This is a genomic window from Corallococcus aberystwythensis (assembly GCF_003612165.1).
Taxonomy (GTDB): Bacteria; Myxococcota; Myxococcia; order Myxococcales; family Myxococcaceae; genus Corallococcus; species Corallococcus aberystwythensis.
Genome location: NZ_RAWK01000003.1, coordinates 35027 through 58350 on the forward strand (window position 1 = coordinate 35027; position 23324 = coordinate 58350).

A 23324-nucleotide genomic window follows, 5' to 3' on the forward strand; every position below is an offset into this window, starting at 1 on the left:
GTCACTCCTTGGGCTTCGCCGCCGGGTTCGGGTTGCGGGTCCACTGGTCCACGGTGCCGTCGCCGTCCAGGTCCTCGCCAATCCGGTCCACCTGGCCGTTCTCCCAGTACTCCCAGTAGTCCACCCGGCCGTCGTGGTTCGCGTCGCGCTCCTTCCGCACGAGCGTGTCGTTCTCGTAGTAGAGCCACGAGTCCGCCTTGCCGTTTCCGTCCAGGTCGCGCTCGCCCTTCGTGCGCTTGCCTTCCGCGTAGTGGTACGTGGCGTCCACCTTGCCGTCGTAGTCCAGGTCCATCACCTCGCGGACCTTCGCGCCCTGCGGATCCATGTACTGGGTGACGTCCACGCGGCCGTCCCAGTTCAGGTCCAGCTCCTTGCGCACCAGCACGTCCTTCAGCCGGTACTCCCAGACGTCCGTGCGGCCATCGCCGTTCGCGTCCAGCTCCGTGACGGTCTCCCCGGGCTCCTGCTTTCCCCGGATGGCCTCCGCCTCCGGGCGCTTGCGCACCGCGTCAGGGGTCTCCGCTGGCTTCTGGCCAGCGCAGCCGGAGAGGACACCTGCCGCGAGGAAGCCCAGGAAAATCAGACGGTTGCTAGAAGCCAAGGTGCCTCCCAAGCCGGTGGGGCGCCATGTTCGCGCCGCTTCCAATCCGTGCTTCGCAGGCCACGTCATTCCATATATTTTCACGTATCGCCATGGCCCGAAAGAAAGTCAGCACCACCATCTACATCACTCCGGAGCAGAACGAACTGCTCAAGGCGCTGAACCAGAAGACGAAGGTGCCCGTGGCCGAATACATCCGGCAGGGCATCGACCTGGTGCTGGAGAAGTACAAAGCGCAGCTGCCGGGCCAGGCAACCTTCGACGAACTCTCCTGACGAACGAGGCGTGACGTGACGAGCATGCGTGGCAAGCGGGCGGTGGTGCTGGGTGGGGCCGGATTCGTGGGCTCGCACCTGTGTGAGCGGCTGCTGGACGACGGCGCGGAGTCCGTCATCGCGGTGGACAACCTCATCACCGGGAACGAGGCGAACGTCCGGACGCTCAAGCCGCGCGCGGGCTTCGAGTTCGTGAAGCAGGACATCACCGAGGGGCTGGAGGTGGACGGGCCGGTGGACTTCGTCCTCAACCTGGCCTCGCCCGCGTCGCCCATCGACTACGCGAACCTGCCCATCGAAACGCTGCGCGTGGGCTCCATCGGCACGGAGAACGCGCTGAAGCTGGCGGAGAAGAAGAAGGCCGTGTTCCTCATGGCCTCCACGTCGGAAGTGTACGGCGACCCGCTGGTGCACCCCCAGAAGGAGGATTACTGGGGCAACGTGAATCCCATCGGGCCGCGCTCGGTGTACGACGAGGCCAAGCGCTACTCGGAGGCCATCAGCGCTGCGTACGAGCGCAGCCGGGGCGTGAACGTCCGCATCGTGCGCATCTTCAACACCTACGGCCCGCGCATGCGCCTCAACGACGGCCGCGTGGTGCCCGCCTTCGTGGGGCAGATCCTCCGGGGCGAGGACTTCAGCGTCTTCGGAGACGGCAGCCAGACGCGCTCGTTCTGCTACGTGAAGGACCTGGTGGACGGCCTGGTGCGGCTGGTCCTCTCGGACGTCCGGGGCCCGGTGAACATCGGCAACCCGCGCGAGATGACCATCAAGCAGTTCGCGGAGGCCGTGCGGGAGGCGGCGGGCGGAGGTGGGAAGATCGTCTACCAGCCGCTGCCCAAGGATGATCCGAAGCAGCGTCAGCCGGACATCACCCGCGCGCGCACGCTGCTGGGGTGGGAGCCCAAGGTGAAGCTGGAAGATGGTCTACGGGACACCATCGCGTACTTCCGAGAGGTTGCCGGTCGCCCCTCTGGAGCTTAGGTTGGCCGCGCGCGAGTGAACGCGAGGTAGACGACGGTCCGGCCCCTCCTGGCGGCCGGGCTGGGGGAGAACGGCGTGAAAGTCCTGGTAACGGGCGGCGCGGGCTTCATTGGCTCGCACGTGTGCGATGAGTTCCTGCGCAATGGCCATGAGGTCATCGCGCTGGACAACCTGACGAGCGGCAAGAAGGAGAACCTGGATCCGCGCGTGCGGCTGGCCGTGCACGACATCCGGAGCCCCGAAGCCGCGGAGCTCATCCGCACCGAGAAGCCCCAGGTGCTCTGCCACCTGGCCGCCCAGATGGACGTGCGCCGCAGCGTGGAGGACCCGGGCTTCGACGCGGACGTGAACATCCGCGGCATGCTCAACCTGCTGGAGGCCTCGCGCCAGGCGGGCGTGAAGAAGGTCATCTTCAGCTCCACCGGCGGCGCCATCTACGGCGAGCAGGATTACTTCCCCGCCACGGAAGGCCACCCCACGCGGCCGGTGTCGCCCTACGGCGTCTCCAAGGCGGCGGGCGAGCTGTACCTGGGCTACTACCGGGCGCAGTACGGCCTGCCGTACGTCGCCCTGCGGTACGCCAACGTGTACGGCCCCCGGCAGAACCCGCACGGCGAGGCGGGCGTGGTGGCCATCTTCAGCCAGCGCGTCATCGCGGGGCAGGGCTGCACCATCTACGGCGAGGGCAAGCAGACGCGTGACTTCGTCTTCGGTCCGGACGTGGCCCGCGCCAACTACCTGGCCTTCCAGAGCGACTACGTGGGCGCCGCGAACATCGGCACCGGCGTGGAGACGGACATCAACCGGCTCTACGAGCTCATCGCGGAGGCCGGCGGCAGCTCGCTGAAGGCCGCGCACGCGCCGGGCAAGCCGGGCGAGCAGCTGCGCTCCTGCATCGACGCGTCGCTCGCGAAGAAGGTCCTGGGCTGGGAGCCGTCCGTGCAGCTGGCGGAGGGCCTGCGCCACACGATCCAGTTCTTCCGCGATCAGGCCGTGGGCCCCGCCCGGGCCCGGGGCTAGCAGGGCCCTTCGCCACCCGTCCCCCTGGCCTTCGTGCCAGCGGGCGGGTGTGCGCCGGTCGTGGATTTTCGGGCGGTTCGGTGTTACCTACGCCCACTTCGCGACCGACGAGCGCCCTGACCATGCCGGCTGAAAACGCGCACATCCGCAACTTCTGCATCATCGCCCACATCGACCATGGAAAGTCGACGCTGGCCGACCGCCTCCTGGAAAAGACAGGCACGCTGACCAAGCGTGAGGCGCAGGCCCAGTTCCTCGACAACATGGACATCGAGCGAGAGCGGGGCATCACCATCAAGGCCCAGTCCGTGCGGATGACGTACACCGCCAAGGACGGCCAGAACTACGTCCTCAACCTCATCGACACACCGGGGCACGTGGACTTCGCCTACGAAGTCAGCCGCAGCCTCGCCGCGTGCGAGGGGGCGCTGCTCGTCGTGGACGCGACGCAGGGCGTGGAGGCGCAGACGCTCGCCAACGTCTACATGGCGTTGGACCACGACCTGGAGATCATCCCGGTCATCAACAAGATCGACCTGCCCAGCGCGGACGTGGACCGCACGCGCGGGGAGATTGAAGACGTCATCGGCATCGACGCGTCCATCGCGGTGCCGGCCTCCGCGAAGGAGGGCATCGGCATCCACGACATCCTGGAGTCGGTGGTCAAGCGCGTGCCGCCGCCCACGGGCGATCCGTCCGGGCCGCTCAAGGCGCTCATCTTCGACTCCTGGTACGACAACTACCGGGGCGTGGTGACGCTGGTGCGCGTGCTGGAAGGCACGCTGAAGCTCAAGCAGAAGATCAAGATGTTCAGCAACAACAAGGTCTTCGAGGTGCAGGAGCTGGGCGTGTTCAGCCCGTTCTCGCGCCCGGTGACGCAGCTCATGGCGGGCGAGGTGGGTGTCCTCGTCGCCAACGTGAAGGAGCTGCAGGACGCGAAGGTCGGCGACACCGTGACGGAGGAGGCGCGGCCCACGGAGACTGCCTTCCCGGGCTTCAAGGAAGTCAAGCCGATGGTGTTCTCCGGCATCTTCCCAGTGGACTCGTCCGACTACGAGAACCTGCGCGACGCGCTGGCGAAGCTGACGCTCAACGACTCCGCCTTCACCTACGAGCCGGAGTCGTCCACGGCGCTGGGGTTCGGCTTCCGCTGCGGCTACCTGGGCCTGCTCCACATGGAGATCGTCCAGGAGCGCCTGGAGCGCGAGTACAACCTCAACCTCATCACCACGGCCCCGTCGGTGGTCTACCGCATCACCACCACCAAGGATGAAGTGCTCCTGGTGGACAACCCGGCGAAGCTGCCGCCGACGCAGAACATCACCAAGTTCGAGGAGCCCATCCTCACCTGTCACATCCACGTGCCCAACGAGCACCTGGGCGCCATCCTGAAGCTGTGCCAGGACCGGCGTGGCGTGCAGAAGGACATGAAGTACCTGGGCTCCAGCGGCACGCGCGTGCAGGTGACGTACGAGATGCCCATGGCGGAAGTCGTGTTCGACTTCTTCGACCGGTTGAAGAGCGTGTCGCGCGGCTACGCGAGCCTGGACTACGAGCTGTCCGCCTACGCGGAAGCAGACCTGGCGAAGCTGGACATCCTCATCAACGGGGAGCCGGTGGACGCGCTCTCCGTCATCGTGCACCGCGAGCGCGCGTACCTGCGCGGCCGCGAGGTCTGCGAGAAGCTCAAGGAAGTGATTCCCAAGCAGATGTACGAGGTGGCCATCCAGGCCGCCATCGGCGCGAAGATCATCTCCCGCGAGACGATCTCCGCCATGCGCAAGAACGTCCTTGCCAAGTGCTACGGCGGCGACATCAGCCGCAAGCGCAAGCTCCTGGAGAAGCAGAAGGAGGGCAAGAAGCGCATGAAGCAGGTGGGCACGGTGGAGATTCCGCAGGAAGCCTTCCTCGCGGTCCTCAAGACGGAGCAGTAAGCCCTATGAGCACGGCCAGTCCTTCCGCGAAGCTGGGAGCGGCCATGGCCGCGCGCCGTACGCCGGAGCAGCTCAAGGCCCGCCGCCAGCTGATGTGGCGCGAGCTCTTCACCAGCCTCTGGGCCCCGCTGTGCGGCGTGGGCCTGGCGTTCATCCCGTACCTCATCCTCATCGAGTCGGCGCCCGGCACCGCGTCCTGGGCCCAGCCCCTGATGAAGGGCTTCGGCCTCTTGATGGTGCTGGCCTTCGTGGGCCTGCTGGTGTGGCGCATCGCCTCCAAGAAGGAATCGCAGCTGCGCACGCTGCGCCACGAGGCGCGCGAGCTGCTCTCCGAGGACGAGCGCATCCTCGCGCGCGTGGGCACGAAGGTGCCCCCGGCCGCGGCGGAGCGCATCACCGAGCAGGCCCTGCGCGTGGAGTCCGCGTCCGTGGCGGGCAACGTGGAGCAGCTGCGCACGGAGACGCAGGCCCTGGAGAAGCTCACGCAGGAGCACCTGGGCGCGTACCGCAAGCAGTCCGTGTGGGACTTCGTGGGCGGCTTTGGCAAGGCGCTGCTGATTGCCCTGGTGATCCGCACGGTGCTGGTGGAGCCGTACCGCATCCCGTCCGGCTCCATGCTGCCCACGCTGCAGATTGGCGATCAGGTCTTCGTGAACAAGTTCATCTACGGGGTGCGCGTCCCGTTCATGAACGTGGTGCCGTTCCGCATTCTGCGGGAGCCCAGGCGCGGGGACGTCATCGTCTTCAACAACCCCGTGGACGAGTCCAAGGACTTCATCAAGCGCGTCATCGGCATCCCCGGTGACACGGTGGAGATCATCGACGGGGTGGTGCGCATCAACGGCGAGGCGCAGACGCGCACGCTGGTGTCGCCGGACTTCGTGGTGCACAACCAGGACGACACCACGGGCCGCTGGTTCGACCAGGAAGAGGTGCTCTACCGCGAGGCCCTGGGCGACGTGGTGCACTCGTCGCTCCAGCACCCCATGCGCCTGCCGGGCCGCGACCACGAGGGCCCCTACACGGTGCCCGCGGACAGCGTCTTCGTGATGGGCGACAACCGGGACAACAGCGCGGACAGCCGCTACAACCTGGGCGGCCCGGCCGGCGCCGAGGTGGCCTACGTGCCGTACGGGCACATCAAGGGCAAGGCCATGGTCGTCTGGCTGTCGCTCGGTTGGGGCGGCCTGCTGGGCAACCTGTTTGGCGGCACGGGCCTGCGGGTCGACCGGTTCTTCGAACCGGTGCGCTGAAGAACGCCAGGCGGGTGGCCACCACGCGCGGTGCTTGACGCAACGTACGGCGCGCGGTACGCGGCGGCCCCGGCCCATGAGACATCTTCTCGGAATCGCAGGCTGGCGGCGGGACGAGCTGGAAGCGTTGCTCGACCGCGCCCAGGCGCACCTGCCCGGCGGACCGGATGCCTCGCACGTGCTGCGGGGCCGCGTCGTGGCGAACCTCTTCTTCGAGGACTCCACCCGGACGCGCTCCTCCTTCGAGGTGGCCGCGCGGAAGCTGGGCGCGGACGTCCTCAACTGGAGCCACGCGGGCTCCTCCGTGTCCAAGGGGGAGACGCTCCTGGACACCGCGCGCAACATCGAGGCCATGGGGCCGGCGGTCATCGTCATCCGCCACCGCTCCTCCGGCGCGCCGCACCTGGTCGCCCGGCACGTGAAGTGCGCGGTGGTGAACGCGGGCGACGGCGCGCATGAGCACCCGTCCCAGGCCCTGCTGGACGCCTTCACGCTGCGCCAGCGCTGGGGCCGGCTGGACGGGCGCACGGTGCTGATTGTTGGCGACGTGCTGCACAGCCGCGTGGCGCGCTCCAACCTCGTGTGCCTGAAGGCCCTGGGGGCCCGGGTCGTGCTCTGCGGGCCGCCCACCCTCCTGCCCCCCGGGCTGGAGGAGATGGGCGGAGAGGTGACGCACCAGCTGGATGCCGTGCTGCCCCAGGCGGACGCGGTGATGTGCCTGAGGCTGCAGACGGAGCGCATGTCGGAAGCCTTCCTGCCGTCCCAGCGGGAGTACTCGCGGCTGTTTGGCCTGACGCCCGCCCGCGCGGAGCGGATGAAGCCGGACGCCCCCGTGCTGCACCCGGGCCCCATCAACCGCGGCGTGGAGATTTCGCCGGGGGTGGCGGACGGGACTCGCAGCGTCATCCTGGAACAGGTGGCCAACGGCGTCGCGGTGCGCCGGGCCATCCTGGAGGCTTGCGCGTCATGACCACGGTGCTCTTTCAGCGGGCGCGCGTCATCGACCCGCGCAATGGCGTGGACGGTGTCCGGGACGTGCTGGTGACGGACGGCCGGGTGGCGCAGGTGTCGGAAGGCGCTCTGCCCGCGCCCGGCGACGCGCGCGTGGTGGATGCCACGGGGAAGTGGCTGGTGCCGGGCTTCATCGACCTGCACGTGCACCTGCGCGAGCCGGGAGAAGAGGGCAAGGAGACGGTCCTCACCGGCTGCCGCGCGGCGGTGGCGGGCGGCTTCACCGGCGTCGTGGCCATGCCCAACACCAAGGTGGTGAACGACAGCGCGCTCGTCACGGAGCTGGTGCTGTCGCGCGCGCGGGACGCGGACCTGTGCCACGTGTACCCCGCCGGGGCCATCACCAAGGGGCTCAAGGGCGAGGAGCTGTCGGAGGCGGGCGAGCTGATTGCCGCCGGCTGCGTGGCCCTCACCGACGATGGCCGCCCGGTGATGAACGCGGCCCTGATGCGCCGGGTGCTCCAGTACGCCACGCAGTTCGACGTGCCGGTCATGGTCCACGAGGAGGACCTCACGCTGTCCGCCGGCGGCGCGATGCATGAAGGCGCCACGTCCACGCGGCTGGGCCTGCGCGGCATTCCGGCCTCCGCGGAGGTGGCCATGGTGGCGCGCGACCTGGTGCTCCTGGAGGAGACGAAGGGGCGCCTGCACGTGGCGCACGTGTCGTGCGAGGGCAGCGTGCGGCTCATCCGCGAGGCCAAGAAGCGCGGCCTGCGCGTCACCTGCGAGGTGGCCCCGCACCACTTCATCCTGGATGACCGGGCGGTGGGGGACTACGACACCCACGCCAAGATGGCGCCCCCGCTCCGCGGCGACGTGGACGTGAAGGCGCTGCGCGAGGCGCTGGTGGACGGCACGGTGGACGCCATCGCCACGGACCACGCGCCGCACGGCGTGTCCGACAAGCTGGTGGAGTTCGAGAAGGGCATCAACGGCATCGTTGGGCTGGAGACGGCCCTGGGGCTCACGCTGGCGCTGGTGCACGAGGGCGTGCTCACCCCGCGCCGGGCGGTGGAGCTGCTGTCGGACGGGCCGGCGAGAGTATTCGGCCTGCCGGGCGGTCACCTGGCGCCTGGTGCCCCGGCGGACATCACGCTTTTGTCCCCTTCGGAGGAGTGGACGGTGGATGCCCACCGGTTCTATTCCCGCAGTCGCAACACGCCCTTCCACGGGCGCACGCTGAAGGGCCGCGTGGCGCAGACGTGGGTGGGCGGCCGGTGTGTGTTCGAGGACGGTCAGCTCAAGGAGTCTCGGTGATGGCGAAGCGGGCAGTGCTCGCACTGGCGGATGGCACCACGTTCGAGGGACGCGCCTTTGGCGCTTCCGGCGAGACGGTGGGTGAGGTTGTCTTCAACACGTCCATGTACGGCTACCAGGAGATCCTCACGGACCCCTCGTACGTGGGGCAGATCGTCACCATGACGTACCCGGAGATGGGCAACATCGGGGCGAACGCGGGCGACGAGGAAGCAGGCCTTCCGCACGCGGTGGGCATGGTGGTGCGCTCGCTGACGAAGACGCCCTCCAACTGGCGCTCACAGGAGACTCTGGACGCGTACCTCGCGCGCCATGGCCGCGTGGGCATTGAAGGCGTGGACACCCGCCGGCTGGTGCGCCACCTGCGCACGCACGGCGCCCAGACGGGCATCATCTCCACGGAGAACGTGTCCGCCGCCGCCCTGTCCGAGCGCGCTCGCGGCGCTGTCGGCATGGAAGGTCTGGACCTGGCCACGGGCGTGTCCTGCAAGGAGCCCTACCTCTTCACCACGCCGACGCCGGACGTGTTCCTGGGCACCGGGGACAAGCAGCCGGAGCCGGAGCTGAAGTACGACGTGGTGGCGTACGACTACGGCCTCAAGCGCTCCATGCTCCAGTACCTGGTGGACGTGGGCTGCCGCGTGACGGTGGTGCCGGCCAACACCACGGCGGAGCAGGTGCTGGCGAGGAAGCCGCACGGCGTCTTCCTGGCCAACGGCCCGGGTGACCCGGCCGCGGTGAAGGGCGCGGACCGCACCGTCGCGGCGCTCCTGGGCAAGGTGCCGGTGTTCGGCATCTGCCTGGGGCATCAGATCATGGCGCTGGCCCTGGGCGGCCGGACGTACAAGATGAAGTTCGGCCACCGCGGCGGCAACCAGCCCGTGAAGGACCTCACCACGGGCAAGGTGGAGATCACCGCGCAGAACCACGGCTTCGCGGTGGACGACGCCAGCCTCAAGGGCAAGGCCGTTGTCACGCACATCAACCTGAATGACGGCACGGTGGAGGGCCTGGCCGTACCGGACGCACGGGCCTTCAGCGTGCAGTACCACCCCGAGGCTTCGCCCGGCCCTCACGACGCGCGCTACCTGTTCAGCCGCTTCGCGACGCTGATGGCGGGTTCGTAGGAAGAGGCTCGCACCGGCCATGGACACCGCGCTGACCCCGTTGTCGTACCAGCCGTACCTGGACCAGCTCATCGCCTTCGGCAGCTCGGAGGCGCGCAAGCCGGACCTCCTGGAGGCCAAGGCGGAGTACTTCCGCCTCACCGGCGAAGTCTTCGAGGACGACAAGCTCTTCGAGCTGCGGATGGCGTCGTTCCTGGACTACTACCTCTACGACCGCGTCTCGCCGCTCACGGGCAAGACGCCGGCCGCGGAGCTGTACGAGGAGCGCCAGAAGTCCGCGCCGCCAGAGGAGGCCAACGCCTTCCGCAGCTTCACGGAGACGGTCCACGGCCTCTTTGAAGTCCGCAAGCTGGCCAAGGGCATGGTGCGCCTGCGCGAGCTCTTCTCCGGCAAGGACTTCGACGTGACGGAGCGCCGTCACATCGCGGGCCTGGAGACGGGTGACGTGCTGGAGGCGCGCCTGGTGCCCTTTGGCGGCCACCTGCTGTTCTCCTCCGCCTTCTGCTACCACCCCGCCATGGCCCTCAAGGCCATCAAGGCCGAGGTGAAGCGCCGCAAGAAGAAGGAGCCGGAGCGCCCCGCCAAGGACCTGGTGTGGGAGTGCGCCCGCCGGGCCCTCAACGTGGAGCGCTACCGCCAGCTCTCCGTGGAGAAGCTCTACGACTTCGAGCAGAAGGTCCTCTAGGGCCTCCTGCCCTTGATGCCTCCACCGCGTGCTTCAGACGCGGTGGATGCTCATCAGGTTGGTGTTGCCCGGCACGTTGAGCGGGATGCCGGCCACCAGGATGAAGGGCTCGCCGGGTTCGCAGAAGCGCTGCTCGTGGCAGAGCCGGCGCACCTGCTTGAGCATGGCGTCCGTGGACGAGACGCGCTTCACCAGGTGCCCCGTCACGCCCCAGTACAGCGCCATCCGGTTCACCGTGTCCGCGTTGGGCGTCAGGCCGACGATGCGCGCGCCGGGGCGGAACTCGGAGATGAGGCGCGCGGAGTGGCCGCTCTCCGTGTACGCGATGATGGTCCCGATGCCGAGCTGCCGGGACGCGGCCACCGCCGCCGCCGCGATGCCGGTGCCCAGGTCCTCCGAGCGCTCGAACGGGGGGTGGGGCAGGGTGACGAGGCTGGTGCGCTCTGTCTCCTCCACGATGCGCGCCATGGTGGCCACCGCGTCCACGGGGTAGCGGCCCGCGGCCGTCTCTCCGGAGAGCATCACCGCGTCCGCGCCGTCCAGGATGGCGTTGGCCACGTCAGACACCTCCGCGCGCGTGGGCCGGGCGTTGAGCACCATGCTCTCCAGCATCTCCGTGGCGACGATGACGATGCCGCCCATGCGGTTGACCTCCCGCACGGCGCGCTTCTGGATGGCGGGCAGCTGCTCCAAGGGCATCTCCACCCCCAGGTCGCCGCGGGCCACCATCACCCCGTCCGACTCCAGGGCGATGGCCTCCAGGTTCTCCACCGCCTGGGGCTTTTCAATCTTGGAGATGATCGGCGTGTTGAGCTTCGTCACCAGCGCCCGTGCCTGGCGCACGTCCTGCGCGGAGCGCACGAAGGACAGCGCCACGTAGTCCACGCCCACCTCCTGGCCGAAGGCGAGGTCCACCTTGTCCTTCTCCGTCAGCGTGGGCACCGACATGGCCGTGCCGGGCAGGTTGAGCCCCTTGTGGTCCTTGAGGAGCCCGCCCACCTCCACGCGGCAGGACACGTCCTGGCCGCTCACCTTCAGCACGCGCAGGCGCACCCGGCCGTCGTCCAGAAGCACCTCGTGGCCCTTCGCCACGTCCCGGGGCAGCGAGCGCACCGGCGTGGGGATGATGTTCCCCTGGCCCATCACCGAGCGCGTCGTCACCGTCACGATGTCGCCGGCCTTCACCATCAGCTGGCCGCCCTCGAACTTCCCCAGGCGCACCTTGGGGCCCTGCACGTCCTGGAGGATGGCCACCGGCACCCCCAGCTTCTTCGACACCGCGCGGATGCGCTGGACGCGCTGGCGGTGCTCGTCGTGCGTCCCGTGGGAGAAGTTGAGCCGGGCCACGTTCATGCCCGCCTTCACGAGCCCTTCGATGACTTCCCTGGAGTCCGACGCCGGACCCAGCGTGCAGATGATCTTCGCCTTGCGCATAGGACCGCCCATCCTAGCCCCACGGTGTGGGCGGCTTGACAGCCTTGCGCCCGAAGGACTAACTCTTCGCCTCACGCGCCGGGCGGAAAGTTACCGCGAGCTGGCGCATGCCATTCGTGGCTCTCAGACGCTCTGAGACGAAGAAAGCCCGGCTACCCTGGGAGGGGGGGCCGGGCTTTCATCGTTTCAGGGCGGTGCCTTGAGGCGGCTAGAGGTCGATCTCCTGACCCTTGCCCATGGGCTCCATCAGCGGCTGGACGGCCTGGTCCATGCCGATGTCCTCCGAGGGCGGCTTCGGGTGGCCGGCGCTGGGGCCCATGGGAGGCGGCGGGGGCAGGGGACCCATGTCCTCGCCGTGGCCGCTGCCGCCCACGCCCAGGTCCTGCTGCTTCTGGAGGGCTTCAATCTCCGCGCGGGTGATGCCCGCCAGCGCCAGCACCTTGCGCGTCACGCGGATGCGGGCCTGGCTGTGCATGGCCATGGCGATGGAGTCCGAGGGGCGGGCGTCCAGCGCCAGCTCCTTCTTGCCCTGCTGCAGGAAGACGCGGCCGGAGTAGACGTTGTCGCGCAGGTCGTCGATGCGGACCTCCGTCACCTTGCCGCCCAGCTTGGACACCACGTCGTCCAGCAGGTCCTGCGACAGCGGCTGCGGGGGCGGGCGCTCCGCGAGGCGGAAGGCGATGGAGACCGCCGCGCCCTCGTCCACGAAGAGCGGGAGCACCGTCTGCCCGTCCTTGGTGGTCAGCACGACGGCGTGCGTCTGCGCCTCCAGCAAGGGCACCACGTCCTTCACCTCCAACTCCACCAGCTCCGAGCAGGCCTTCGGATCACTGCCCTTCTCGGTGAGGCAGGGTTTCTCCTTCTTCGCTTCCGCTGTTTCGGAGGCGGCGATGGCGCCGGGTATCCCGAACGCGGGAAGGAACAACGCTCCCCCCAGCGCCAGCACCACGGCCGTGAACGGAGCGACGAAGAAATTGGCGCGGTTGGACGTTTTCACATCCCTAAGCTACGCACCTCCCCCTTCACCGGGAGGGCGCCGCCCCCGTGCTACCGCGAGCGGCCCCCGGGCCCTGGCCCACCCGGTTGGAGGGCGGGCGGGCAGGCGGGAAGAGAGTGCGCGAGACGACTAGCGGTCGTCTTCTCCGGACTCCTCGTCGTCGTAGTCCTCTTCGTCGTCGGAGTCCTCGTCGTCCTCGTCTTCATCCTCGTCGTCGTCGTCCTCGTCGGACTCCTCTTCGTCCTCCTCCTCGTCGTCGAGTTCGTCCTCCAGCTCCTCGGCCTCGAGCGTCATCGTCACCGCGAACTTCTTGCTCAGGATGGCGATCTGCGCGCGCATCTCCGTGAGCGCGGCGACGAAGTCCTCGCTGAGGTTCGCGGGCGCCTTCGCGTCGCAGTGGGGGCAGACAATCTTCTCCGTCCCCTCGATGAGGTCCTGGGCTTCCAACTCGAAGCTGGCCTCGCACTTCTGGCAGGTGAAGTCGATGCTCATGGTCGGGCGCGGCATACAAAGCCGGTGAACATGCTGTCAACGACTGAGACGGGGGGACGTGGAACGGGCAGGGAGCTTCCACTACGTTCCGTCGGATGGACCTGCCCAAGACGATGCTGCATGCGCTCCATGACCAGGCCGCGCGGCTGGAACACCGCCCGGCACTCTGGTCCCGCCATGGAGGCGCCTATGTGCCCACCTCGTGGTTCGACTATGCCCAGCGCGTCAAGCGCTTCGCCCTGGGGCTGAACGCGCTGGGGTTCCAGGAAGGCGACCCGCTGGGCATCCTGAGCTTCAACCGCGAGGCGTGGCACGTCGCGGACCTGGGGGCCATGGCCCTGGGCGGCGTGCCGGTGGGGCTCTACACCACCAGCAGCGTGGAGCAGCTCGTCTACATCCTGGGCCACTGCGAGGCGCGCTTCCTCCTGGTGGAGAACGCGAAGCACCTGGCCACCGCGCTGGAGGTCCAGAAGCGGCTGCCCGCGCTCAAGCACCTGCTCGTCGTGGACGCGCCCACGCCCCTGCCGCAAGGCGTGCTGCGCTACGCGGACGTGCTGGCCTCCGGCGCGAAGCAGGACGAGGCCCCCTACTGGGACAGCGTCCACGCGCTCCACCCGGACGCGCTGGCCACGCTCATCTACACCTCCGGCACCACCGGCCAGCCCAAGGGCGTGGCCCTGAGCCACCGCAACCTCGCCTGGACGTCGAAGCAGCTGGGCGACACCATGGGCTTCCAGGACATGGAGGACGAGCGGCTGGTGTCGTACCTGCCGCTGTCGCACATCGCGGAGCAGATTGTCTCCCTGCACAGCCCGCTGCTGCTGGGCACGCAGGTGTACTTCGCGGACTCGCTGGACGCGCTGGGCAGGAACCTCACGGAGGTGCGCCCCACCGTCTTCTTCGCGGTGCCGCGCGTCTGGGAGAAGTTCAAGACGAAGGCGGAGGAGGGGCTGGCCGCGCAGCCGCCCCTGAAGCGCCGGCTGGTGGAGTGGGCCCGCGCCACGGCGCTGGAGCGCAACACGCGCATCCTGAGCCAGGAGCGCGTGCCGTCGTTCATGGAGGCCAAGTTCGCGCTGGCCCAGCGGCTGGTGTTCCAGCCGTTGAAGACGCGCATCGGCCTGGAGAAGGCGAAGCTGTTCTCCACGTCCGCGGCCCCCATTGGCCGGGACGTGCTGGACTTCTTCGCCTCCATCGACGTCGTCCTCCTGGAGGTCTGGGGCATGACGGAGGTGTCCGGCCCCGCCACGGTGAGCACGGCGGAATGCGCCCGCCTGGGCACGGTGGGCCGCCCCATGCTGGGCGTGGAGGTGCGCATCGCGGAGGACGGGGAGATCCTCGTCCAGGGCGGCAACGTGTGCCTGGGCTACCACCGCAACCCGGAGGCCACGCAGGAGCTGCTGGCGGACGGGTGGCTGCACACGGGGGACGTGGGGCAGCTGGATTCGGAGGGCTTCCTGCGCATCACCGGGCGCAAGAAGGAGATCATCGTCACCTCCGGCGGCAAGAAGACGTCCCCTGCCAATATCGAGGAGCTGCTCAAGGCCGTGTCCCCCGTGGGCCACGCGCTGGTCGTGGGGGACAGGCGCAACTACCTGGTGGCGCTGGTGACGCTGGAGCCGGACCGGGTGCGGAAGCTGGCGCGGGAGAAGGGCTGGCCGGAGGACGTGGCCACGCTGGTGAAGGACCCGCGGCTCCAGCAGCACCTGCACGAGGCCTTCGAGCGGGACGTGAACCCGAAGCTGTCGCGCTTCGAGACCATCAAGCGCTTCCGCGTGCTGCCGGGGGAGTTCTCCATCGACGGTGGGGAGCTCACGCCCAGCATGAAGATGCGCCGCAAGGTGGTGGAGCAGAAGTACGCGGACGCCATTGAAGCGCTCTACAGCGAGCCCGGGGCGCACGCCGCCCACGGATAGAAAGCGAAAGGGGCGGGGGACTCGAACCTGAGTCCCGCGCCCCTTCGTGCTTCAGTGGCTGTTACCGCCCGCGGTGACTACTTGCCGCCGCTGGTGCGCTTGTCCTGGGCCACGTAGTCGCGGCGCGCGGCGCCGGTGAAGACCTGACGGGGACGGGCGATCTTCTGCTCGTTGTCCGTCACCATCTCCTCCCACTGCGCGCACCAGCCCACCGTGCGGGGGATGGCGAACAGGACGGGGAACATCTCCGCCTGGAAGCCCATCGCCTCGTAGATGAGGCCCGAGTAGAAGTCGACGTTCGGGTACAGCTTGCGCTTCACGAAGTACTCGTCCTCGAGCGCGATGCGCTCCAGTTCGAGCGCGATCTCCAGCAGCGGGTTCTTGCCCGTCACGTCGAAGACCTCGTCCGCCACGCGCTTGATGACCTTCGCGCGCGGGTCGTAGGACTTGTAGACGCGGTGGCCGAAGCCCATCAGCTTCTTCTCGCCCTCGCCGCCCTTCACCTGCTTGATGAACTCCGGGATGTTGGCCTTGCTGCCAATCTCGCGGAGCATGCGGAGCACCGCCTCGTTGGCGCCGCCGTGCAGCGGGCCGTAGAGCGCGCCCACGCCCGCGGCGACCGCGGAGTAGGGGTCCACCTGCGAGGAGCCCACCGTGCGCACGGACGTGGTGGAGCAGTTCTGCTCGTGGTCCGCGTGCAGGATGAAGAGCACGTCCAGCGCCTTCTCCAGCGTGGGGTGCACCTTGAAGGCGCTCGTGCCGATGCGCTTGATCATCGCCAGGAAGTTGGCGACGTAGGACAGGTCGTTGTCCGGGTAGACGAACGGCAGGCCCATCGCGTGCCGGTAGGAGAACGCGGCCAGGGTGGGCATCTTCGCGATGAGGCGCGTGATCTGGATCTCACGGCTGCGCGCGTCCTTGATGTTCTTCGCGTCCGGGTAGAACGCGGACAGCGCCGCCACCGTGGAGCCCAGCATGGCCATGGGGTGCGCGTCGTAGCGGAACCCGTCGATGAAGGACTTGATGTTCTCGTGCACCAGCGTGTGGTGGGTCACGTTGAACGTGAAGTTCTCCAGCTCCTTCTGCGTGGGCAGCTCGCCCTTCAGCAGCAGGTAGGCCACCTCCAGGAAGGAGGACTTCTCCGCGAGCTGCTCGATGGGGTAGCCGCGGTACTCGAGGATGCCCTTGTCACCGTCGATGAAGGTGATGGCGCTCTTACAGTTCGCCGTGTTCAGGAACGCAGGGTCGTAACCCATCAGACCGAAGTCATCGCTGCCGGTCTTGATCTGGCGCAGGTCGGGGGTGCGGATACAGCCGTTCTCGATCGGGATCTCGTACGTCTTCCCGGTCCGATTGTCGGTGACGGTCAGCGTGTCCTTGGGCATGGGCGGAGATTTCACAGGGCGGCGGACGCTTTCAACAAAAAAGAACGATAAGTCCTAGAGGCGAAGTTTCCGGTCCGGCGTCCCGCTCAGGAATAGCGGACTCCGGCGCGCGCGAGCTGCCGCCAGAAGCCGGGAAAGCTCTTCTCCACGCACTCCGGCCCCGTCAGATCCAGAGGCACCCCGGACAGCACACACAGGGTGGCCGCTGACATCGCCAGGCGGTGGTCACCCCGGCTGTCCATGGCGAAGCGCGCGGGCTTCGCCTTCGGCGGGAGGATGCGCAGCGTCTCACTGTCGGCTCCGGCCGACAGTTCCGTGGTGCCGCCGTAGGCCGCCACCAACGTGCGGATTCCCTCCAGGCGGTCGCTCTCCTTGACCCGCAGGATGCCCACGTCCAGGAGCGTGGTGGGCCTGGGCAGCACGCACGCGAGCGCCGCCAGCGTGGGCAGCAGGTCCGGGCACTCCTTGCCGGTGGCGCGCAGCTCGCCCGTGGCTTCTCCCCCGAAGCGCCACGTGTTGGGCGCGCCCGCGGGGATCCTCTTCAAGCCCACGTCAGCGACCAGCCGGAGGATCGCCTGGTCCGGGTGGGCACTTTCGGGCTCCGCGCGCTCCACCGTGCCGCCCGTGCGCCAGGCGATGAGCACCAGATAGCCCAGGGAGGACCAGTCGCCCGGCAGTGATGGGACGGATTCGGGCGCCTGATAGGCCGTGACCGAATAGTGACCTTCGGACTGCTCCACGGTGAAGCCGAAGCGGCGCAGCCACGCCACCGTGAGGTCCATGTAGCCGGCGCTGGTGAGCGGGCCTTCAATCTGGACGCTCCACGCGCGCTTCTCCCGCAGGAACCGCTCCGCGCAGCCCAGGAGCAGGCTGGAGGCGTACTGGCTGCTCTGCGCGCCCGGCACGCGGAACACCGGCGCGAGCTTCGCCGTGTCCTGGGGCGCGTGCAGCTCCACCGGCCACGGGGTGCCTTCGGTGAGCGTCAGGCCCGCGGGGCCCAGGGCTTCCTTCAGCGAGGTGAAGAGCGGGCCGTGCGGACGCTCGCCCAGGCGGGGCGTGCCGGTGAAGCGCACGCGCGCGCCGGGCGTCACCGCGGCCTGGGTCACGAGGATGCGAAAAGGGGCGCCACCGTCCGCGCAGTCCACGTCGCGCACGGGACCGGGGGGAAGGCGCAGGGCCTCCACGCCCCGGCGCAGCACGCGCACGTCCGCGGGGAGGTCCTCGTCCGATTCCGCCTGCACCGACGGCAACGGCCAGGCGCCCGTGAGGTGTCCCAACACCAGGGCTCGCTGGGCGTCCGACTTCGACACGGGCGGGGTGAGCGGTGAGGCGCTCAAGGCGCTCGGGTCGACGGTGAGGCGGTTCGGCGAGGCGTGGCTCAAGGGCGGGCTCCACGGGTCCAGGCGGGCCACAGGGCCCGCCACGTCTTCGGCATCACATCCACGACTTCGGCGGTGCCCACGGCGGTGAGCAGCACCATGCGCAGCTCGCCGTTCGCGCCGGCCTTCTTGTCTGCGTCCAGGAGCGCGACCACGTCCTTCAACGACGCGCGGTGGGCCAGCTCCGCGGCGCGGTCGCGGCCCAGCACGCCCGGGCCTCGCGCCAGCGCGCGCTCCACGTCATGCGCCACCGGCTCCGGGGTGATGCCCAGGTGCCGGCCCACGTCCAGGGCCCAGAGGATGCCCAGGCCCACCGCGTCGCCGTGCGACAGCTTGAAGCGGGACAGGCTCTCCAGCACGTGGCCGAAGGTGTGGCCGAAGTTGAGCACGCGGCGCAGGCCCTGGTGCTCGTAGGGGTCCTTCGCGCAGACGCCTTCCTTCAGGCCGCGCGCGTCCTTCACCAGCTTCTCCAGCGGCGGCGGCGTGCGCACGTAGCGCTTGAAGAGGGACGCATCCAGCGACGCGACCATCTTCCACGCCTCGATGGAGCCCTCGCGCACCTGCGAGTCGGAAAGCGTGGCGTACAGCTCCGGGCATAGCCAGGTTTCATCCGCGTAGTGGAAGACGCCCGCGGGGTTCTTCACCACGCGGCCGCGCACCACGAGGTCCACCGCGCCCTTGCCGCCCAGGCTGCTGTCCACCGCCGCGAGCAGCGTGGTGGGCACCTGCACCAGCCGCACGCCGCGCTTGAGCAGGTGCGCGGCCACGGTGGCGACATCGCCCACGGTGCCACCGCCCACGGCGACGAGCGTGCCGGAGCGCGGCAGCGAGATGCCACCCGCGAGAACCTTCTGCAGCGAGATGAGGCTCTTGGCGCGCTCACCGCCGACCAGCTGGATGATGGCGCGCGGCTTGCGGGCCACGATGGCGGGGAGGAGCGTGGGGTGGAAGCGCGCGACGGTGCGGTCCACCACGGCGACGCTGCCCTCGGGCAGCTTCGCGACGAGCTTCGTGAAGGAGCCCCAGCGGTCGGCCGGGGGACGGTAGGAACCGGGAGGAAGCGGGCTCATGCGGAGTGGGGGCGGGCGTTGAGGTGCTGGACGAGGTCGGCGATGACGAGCGACACCATGGCCTCCAGCACCGGGACGGCGCGGGGCATGATGCACGGGTCGTGACGGCCGCCCTTGGCGTGATCCGCGAGCGTCGCGGGGGGCTTGAAGAAGACGCGCACCTGCATGGGCTCACCGTTGGCGAGCCCACCCTGGATGCCGCCGTACGCGTCCTTCACGGCGTGGAACACACTGCCGGGCTGACCGATGCGCAGGAGCAGATCCGGCGGGCCCCACACGACACCGGTGACGGCGCCGATGCTGCCCAGCGCCTGCGCGATGAGCGCCTTGAGCTTGCCGAAGATGGGCTCGCCCAGACCCACGGGCAGGCCCTCCACACGCACGTCGATGGCGCCACCCAGGCTGTCCCCTGCCTCCTTCGCGGCGAGGATCCGGCGGGACATCTCCTCGTTCACGGAGGTGTCCGGGCAGCGCGTGGCGTGCGCGTCCACCATCGCGCGGGTGAGGCCCGGCGCGGGCACGGAAGCGACCAGTTCACCCACCTGGGAGACGTAGGCGACGGTGCTCAGCGAGGGCAGGTCGCGCGCGAGGTACGCCTCCGCGATGGTGCCGCCGATGACGCGGCAGAGCGTCTCGCGTCCGCTGGTGCGGCCGCCGCCCCGGTGGTCGCGGTGCTTGTAGCGTTCACGCCACACGGCGTCCGCGTGGCCCGGCCGGTCCACGGAGGCCAGCTGGTTGTAGTCCTGCGAGCGCTGGTTCGTGTTGCGCACGATGGCCGCGATGGGCGTGCCCAGCGTCTTGTCCTCGAAGACACCGGACAGGATTTCGACCGTGTCCGGTTCGTTGCGTGCCGTGACGAGCGCGGACTGCCCGGGACGCCGGCGATCCAACGCCGCCTGGAGCATGTCGCGCGTGAGCGGAACGCCCGCGGGGCAGCCGTCGATGACGGAGCCCAGCGCGGGGCCGTGGCTTTCACCGAAGGTGGTCAGCCGGAAGAGGGTGCCAAAGGTATTCATGTCGCCGTTTCCCAGAGTTGTCGCTGCCGCCGGGCCTGGGCGACGAACCACGCCGCACCGAGCAGGAGAGGGGTGCCCCCGCGGCGAACGATCTCCGCGGCGACGCGCCGGCCGGGTGCACCGTATGCGATCACCGCCACGCGTGCCCCCTGGAATCTCAGGTTTTCAGGCGGAGTCACCCGGTCTGGCCACGTCCAGACCCAATCCCCCGACAGAGGCGTTTGAATCTCGGCGCGCCGCACGACCCTGAGGGCACGTCCCTGTTCAGCGGCCACCAGCCGCAGGGCCTGCGTTGAGCCACCGTCGCCCAGCACCGCCACGTCCTTCGCGCCCAGCCGCTCCAGCACCGCGCGGGCGCCCTCCGTGTCGGTGTTGAAGGACTCCCACCGCGAGCCCCGGCGCACCAGCGTGTTGATGGCGTCCAGCGACGAGCCCGTGTGCTTCGCGAGCCGCATCTTGAACGGGCTCGTCACGGCGAAGCCCGCGTAGTGCGGCAGCATCGCGTCCACCACCGCCTCCACCGGCGCGTCCTCCGCCAGGTCGATGCGATCAAACGGCTGACGGTGGATCCGCGGCGAGCGCGAGTGGGGAATGGACGTGCCGAGGATGCCCAGGCGCGGCGCGTGCGGATCCTTCGCCTTGCGGTGCTCGCGCACCACGTCGTCCAGCAGGCGCTGTCCGGGGGCCGCCGTCCACGGGCCGCCCATGGCCACGTACTCCAGGCCGTTCCTGCGCGAGAGCACCGCGCGCGCCGGGATGGCGACAGGCCCCATGCCCAGCACGGTGACGCGCTCGGCGCCGAAGCGCAGGGCCAGCTGGGCCTGCGTCTCCAGCAGCACATCCAGGTGCGCGGGCCCGTCCATGGGCTCCACGTGCTTCACCAGCGCATCCGGCGGGATGGGGCGGGACCAGCGCTTGAGCGCCTCCGCCGTCGTCAGCGGCCCTTCCGCGTGGTGCGACGCGAGCAGCTTGCCCGGGGGCGCATCCATGTCCTGCGCACGCTCCACGTCGCGGTCCACGCGCCACGCGGCCTGGACCCACGGGGCGGGCAGCGGCTTGCCCCGCTCGGAGACGAGCAGCGGCATCACGCGGGCGAGCGCGTCCGGGTCGATGTCGCCGGGCGCGTGCAGGTCGGTCCGCACCTCGATGACGTCCGCGCCGCGCTGGAGGCCGTCACGCGCGAAGGCCACGGCGTCCGCGCCGGTGAGGGTGGGGGGCAGGGTGATGATGCGCCGGGTGGCCATCACTCGGGCTCCTGGGCAAGACAGCCCCGGAGGAAGTCCGCCAGGGAGATGGTGGGGACGCGGGCGTGCAGCGCCTCGCGTTCGTGGAACAGCGAGTGGAGCTCCTCCTCCAACGACACATCCGTGCGCAGCCGCGGGCGCGTGGTGTCCGCCGTCAGCCGCTCGCGGTACGTGTCGAAGGTGACGGGGACCACGAGCGTGAAGTGCCCCGCGAGCGCTTCCGGATGATGCGACAGGAAGCCGCCACCCACCGCCACCACGCTGCCCGGGGGCAGCAGGCCCAGCGTCTCACGCTCGGCGGCGCGGAAGGTGGTGGGGGACTCCGCGACCCAGGTGCGAAGCGGGCGCCCGTGCCGGCGCTCCAGCTCCGCGTCCAGGTCCAGCCCGGGCCGCCCGAGCAGCTTCGAGACGAGCGGCAACAGGCGCGTCTTTCCGGCGGCGCGGTGCCCGGCGATGACGACGGTCTGCGCGCCCACCGGGTGGGGGCAGGGCCCCGGGGACGCGAGGGCCCCCTGGAGCGCCTGCTGAAGCCTGGGGTCTACGGACGCGACGACCTGCGAGACAAGGAGGCGTCGCGCTTCAACGGACGGTGCCGACATAGACGTAGGCGGTTCCAAACAGCAGGGGGTGGGCGGCGCGCTCGGAGTAGGCGCCGGCCTGGTCCATCAGGGAGAGGAAGCGCTCGCCGGCGGGGAAGGCCGCGGCGGTGCGGGGCAGGTACTGGTACGCCGCGCGGTTGCCCGTGAGCAGGCCGCCAATCGCAGGCATCACCGTCTTGCTGTAGAAGCGGAACAGCGCGCCGTACGGACCCGTGGGCTGGCCGAACTCCAGCACCACCACGCGGCCCCCGGGGCGCACGACGCGCGCCATCTCCTGGAGGCACTTCACCGGATCATCCACGTTGCGGATGCCGAAGGAGATGGACGCCACGTCGAAGCTGTTGTCCGGGAGCGTGAGCGCCATGGCGTCCTGCACCTGGAACTCCACCTCCAGCCCCGCCTTGGCCGCCTTGGCCGGCGCGCTCTCCAGCATCTCCGGGCAGAAGTCCGTGCCCACCACGCGGCCCGTGGTGCCCACCTTGCGCTTGAACGACAGCGCCAGGTCACCCGTGCCGGTGGCGCAGTCGAGCACCTGGCTGCCTTCCTTCGCGCCGCTGAGCTTCACCGCCGTGCGCCGCCACAGCCGGTGGATGCCGAAGGAGAGGACTTCGTTCGTCACGTCGTAGCGCGTGGCGATGGAGGAGAACATCTGACGGACTTCGGTGCTCATCGCGCCCCCGCGATCTGTGCCGGCGCCGCCGGCGTCCAAAGGTGACGGTCCACCGCGGCGAGCACGCCCGGCAGCCGTTGCATCAACGTAGCGAAATCCCCGGGCGACATCGCCTGCTGACCGTCGCACAGCGCCTGCTCCGGCCGGGGGTGGACTTCAATCAACAGACCATCTGCCCCGCAGGCCGCCGCCGCCAGCGACATGGGTGTAATCAGCGACGGGATGCCCGTGGCGTGCGACGGATCCACGATGACCGGCAGGTGCGTGCGCTCCTTCGCCCACGCCACCGCGGCCAGGTCCAGCGTGTTTCGCATCGATGTTTCAAACGTGCGGATGCCGCGCTCGCACAGGAGCACCTGCTCGTTGCCGCCCGCCAGGATGTACTCGGCGGCACTGAGCCACTCCTGCACCGTGGCGGACAGCCCTCGCTTGAGCAGCACCGGCTTGCGCAGCCTTCCCAGCGCTCGCAGCAGCCCGAAGTTCTGCATGTTCCGCGCGCCCACCTGGAGGATGTCCGCGTGCTCCGCCATGAGGGGCAGTTGCTCCGTCTCCATCACCTCGCTGATGATGGGCAGGCCGTGACGCCGGCCTGCGTCCACCAACAGCTTCAGCCCCGGCTCCCCCATGCCCTGGAACGCGTACGGACTGGTGCGCGGCTTGAACACGCCGCCGCGCAAGAGGTGCGCCCCCGCCTGCGCCACCGCGCGGGCCGCCGATTCCAGCTGCTCCGCGCCCTCCACCGCGCACGGCCCCGCCATCACCACGAAGCCGGGCCCGCCCACCTCCACGCCGCCCACCTGCACGCGGGTGCCCTCTGGACGCACCGCGCGCAGGACGCGGTGTGCACCCGGGTCACGCCGCCCGGCTGGGTCCTCTGGTTGCTGGCCTCCCACGGCGGCTCCCTTCGCTGGAGTTACGCGAATTTGAATTCCATGGAGTTCAAGCGGTTTTGAACTCCTTGGTGCATGTATAGCCGAG

The 23324-nt window shown here is 69.4% G+C and carries 22 protein-coding genes; 10 read left to right on the forward strand and 12 right to left on the reverse strand.

Annotated elements, in window-relative coordinates; translation table 11 throughout:
- Nucleotide 1: 1 nt before the first annotated feature.
- The gene (locus D7W81_RS00985) at nucleotides 2-601 is read right to left on the reverse strand and encodes a hypothetical protein (RefSeq protein WP_120553449.1); all 600 of its coding nucleotides are present in this window, start codon (nucleotides 599-601) and stop codon (nucleotides 2-4) included.
- A 92-nt stretch (nucleotides 602-693) separates the two neighbouring features.
- Here D7W81_RS00985 and D7W81_RS00990 point away from each other — a divergent pair, with 92 nt between their 5' ends.
- From D7W81_RS00990 to D7W81_RS01030, 9 genes are all read left to right on the forward strand, one after another.
- Nucleotides 694-876, forward strand: a complete 183-nt coding sequence (locus tag D7W81_RS00990; protein ID WP_014397342.1) for a ribbon-helix-helix domain-containing protein — start codon at nucleotides 694-696, stop codon at nucleotides 874-876.
- A gap of 24 nt (nucleotides 877-900) precedes the next feature.
- Nucleotides 901-1860 (forward strand): UDP-glucuronic acid decarboxylase family protein, encoded by a 960-nt coding sequence (locus D7W81_RS00995; protein WP_120553450.1) that lies wholly within the window; start codon nucleotides 901-903, stop codon nucleotides 1858-1860.
- A gap of 75 nt (nucleotides 1861-1935) precedes the next feature.
- Nucleotides 1936-2880: an NAD-dependent epimerase/dehydratase family protein gene (locus D7W81_RS01000; protein ID WP_120553409.1), complete on the forward strand. Its 945-nt coding sequence runs from the start codon at nucleotides 1936-1938 to the stop codon at nucleotides 2878-2880.
- Nucleotides 2881-3002: 122 nt separating this feature from the next.
- Nucleotides 3003-4814, forward strand: coding sequence for a translation elongation factor 4 (lepA, locus tag D7W81_RS01005; RefSeq protein WP_120553410.1), 1812 nt, complete (start codon nucleotides 3003-3005; stop codon nucleotides 4812-4814).
- 5 nt (nucleotides 4815-4819) lie between these two features.
- Nucleotides 4820-6067 carry a signal peptidase I gene (gene lepB, locus D7W81_RS01010; RefSeq protein WP_120553411.1) on the forward strand — a complete coding sequence of 416 codons (1248 nt, stop codon included), beginning with the start codon at nucleotides 4820-4822 and terminating at the stop codon, nucleotides 6065-6067.
- Nucleotides 6068-6143: 76 nt separating this feature from the next.
- Nucleotides 6144-7037, forward strand: a complete 894-nt coding sequence (locus D7W81_RS01015; RefSeq protein ID WP_120553412.1) for an aspartate carbamoyltransferase catalytic subunit — start codon at nucleotides 6144-6146, stop codon at nucleotides 7035-7037.
- Nucleotides 7034-8335, forward strand: coding sequence for a dihydroorotase (locus D7W81_RS01020; protein WP_120553413.1), 1302 nt, complete (start codon nucleotides 7034-7036; stop codon nucleotides 8333-8335). Before D7W81_RS01015 ends, D7W81_RS01020 begins: the two co-directional genes overlap by 4 nt.
- Complete coding sequence (carA, locus tag D7W81_RS01025; RefSeq protein WP_120553414.1) at nucleotides 8335-9462, forward strand: glutamine-hydrolyzing carbamoyl-phosphate synthase small subunit; 1128 nt, start codon at nucleotides 8335-8337, stop codon at nucleotides 9460-9462. The genes D7W81_RS01020 and carA overlap by 1 nt, the downstream gene beginning before the upstream one ends.
- 19 nt (nucleotides 9463-9481) lie before the next feature.
- Nucleotides 9482-10147, forward strand: a complete 666-nt coding sequence (locus tag D7W81_RS01030) for a DUF7986 domain-containing protein (RefSeq protein ID WP_120553415.1) — start codon at nucleotides 9482-9484, stop codon at nucleotides 10145-10147.
- A 33-nt stretch (nucleotides 10148-10180) separates the two neighbouring features.
- On the opposite strand, the gene pyk is transcribed toward D7W81_RS01030, so the two are convergent.
- From pyk to D7W81_RS01045, 3 genes are all read right to left on the reverse strand, one after another.
- Nucleotides 10181-11581: a pyruvate kinase gene (gene pyk / locus D7W81_RS01035; protein WP_120553416.1), complete on the reverse strand. Its 1401-nt coding sequence runs from the start codon at nucleotides 11579-11581 to the stop codon at nucleotides 10181-10183.
- Between the two features lie 208 nt (nucleotides 11582-11789).
- A complete protein-coding gene (locus tag D7W81_RS01040) occupies nucleotides 11790-12578 on the reverse strand; it encodes a bifunctional nuclease family protein (protein WP_244226898.1) in 789 nt (262 codons plus the stop codon).
- A gap of 129 nt (nucleotides 12579-12707) precedes the next feature.
- On the reverse strand, nucleotides 12708-13070 hold the full coding sequence (locus D7W81_RS01045; protein WP_244226899.1) for a hypothetical protein: 363 nt from the start codon (nucleotides 13068-13070) through the stop codon (nucleotides 12708-12710).
- Nucleotides 13071-13165: 95 nt separating this feature from the next.
- Here D7W81_RS01045 and D7W81_RS01050 point away from each other — a divergent pair, with 95 nt between their 5' ends.
- Nucleotides 13166-14983, forward strand: a complete 1818-nt coding sequence (locus tag D7W81_RS01050) for an AMP-dependent synthetase/ligase (protein ID WP_208721107.1) — start codon at nucleotides 13166-13168, stop codon at nucleotides 14981-14983.
- A gap of 77 nt (nucleotides 14984-15060) precedes the next feature.
- Here D7W81_RS01050 and D7W81_RS01055 read toward each other — a convergent pair whose 3' ends face one another.
- From D7W81_RS01055 to aroF, 8 genes are all read right to left on the reverse strand, one after another.
- On the reverse strand, nucleotides 15061-16368 hold the full coding sequence (locus tag D7W81_RS01055) for a citrate synthase (protein ID WP_120553418.1): 1308 nt from the start codon (nucleotides 16366-16368) through the stop codon (nucleotides 15061-15063).
- A gap of 86 nt (nucleotides 16369-16454) precedes the next feature.
- On the reverse strand, nucleotides 16455-17750 hold the full coding sequence (locus tag D7W81_RS01060; protein ID WP_120553453.1) for a 3-phosphoshikimate 1-carboxyvinyltransferase: 1296 nt from the start codon (nucleotides 17748-17750) through the stop codon (nucleotides 16455-16457).
- Nucleotides 17747-18817 (reverse strand): 3-dehydroquinate synthase, encoded by a 1071-nt coding sequence (locus D7W81_RS01065; protein WP_120553419.1) that lies wholly within the window; start codon nucleotides 18815-18817, stop codon nucleotides 17747-17749. Before D7W81_RS01065 ends, D7W81_RS01060 begins: the two co-directional genes overlap by 4 nt.
- Nucleotides 18814-19833, reverse strand: coding sequence for a chorismate synthase (gene aroC, locus D7W81_RS01070; RefSeq protein WP_120553420.1), 1020 nt, complete (start codon nucleotides 19831-19833; stop codon nucleotides 18814-18816). Before aroC ends, D7W81_RS01065 begins: the two co-directional genes overlap by 4 nt.
- Entirely contained in the window at nucleotides 19830-21077 is a 1248-nt protein-coding gene (locus tag D7W81_RS01075; RefSeq protein ID WP_120553421.1) for a shikimate dehydrogenase, read from the reverse strand. The genes aroC and D7W81_RS01075 overlap by 4 nt, the downstream gene beginning before the upstream one ends.
- Nucleotides 21077-21676, reverse strand: a complete 600-nt coding sequence (locus tag D7W81_RS01080; RefSeq protein WP_120553422.1) for a shikimate kinase — start codon at nucleotides 21674-21676, stop codon at nucleotides 21077-21079. Before D7W81_RS01080 ends, D7W81_RS01075 begins: the two co-directional genes overlap by 1 nt.
- Nucleotides 21657-22346, reverse strand: coding sequence for a bifunctional demethylmenaquinone methyltransferase/2-methoxy-6-polyprenyl-1,4-benzoquinol methylase UbiE (ubiE, locus tag D7W81_RS01085; protein ID WP_120553423.1), 690 nt, complete (start codon nucleotides 22344-22346; stop codon nucleotides 21657-21659). The genes D7W81_RS01080 and ubiE overlap by 20 nt, the downstream gene beginning before the upstream one ends.
- The gene (gene aroF / locus D7W81_RS01090) at nucleotides 22343-23239 is read right to left on the reverse strand and encodes a 3-deoxy-7-phosphoheptulonate synthase (protein WP_279637793.1); all 897 of its coding nucleotides are present in this window, start codon (nucleotides 23237-23239) and stop codon (nucleotides 22343-22345) included. The genes ubiE and aroF overlap by 4 nt, the downstream gene beginning before the upstream one ends.
- Nucleotides 23240-23324 lie beyond the last annotated feature (85 nt).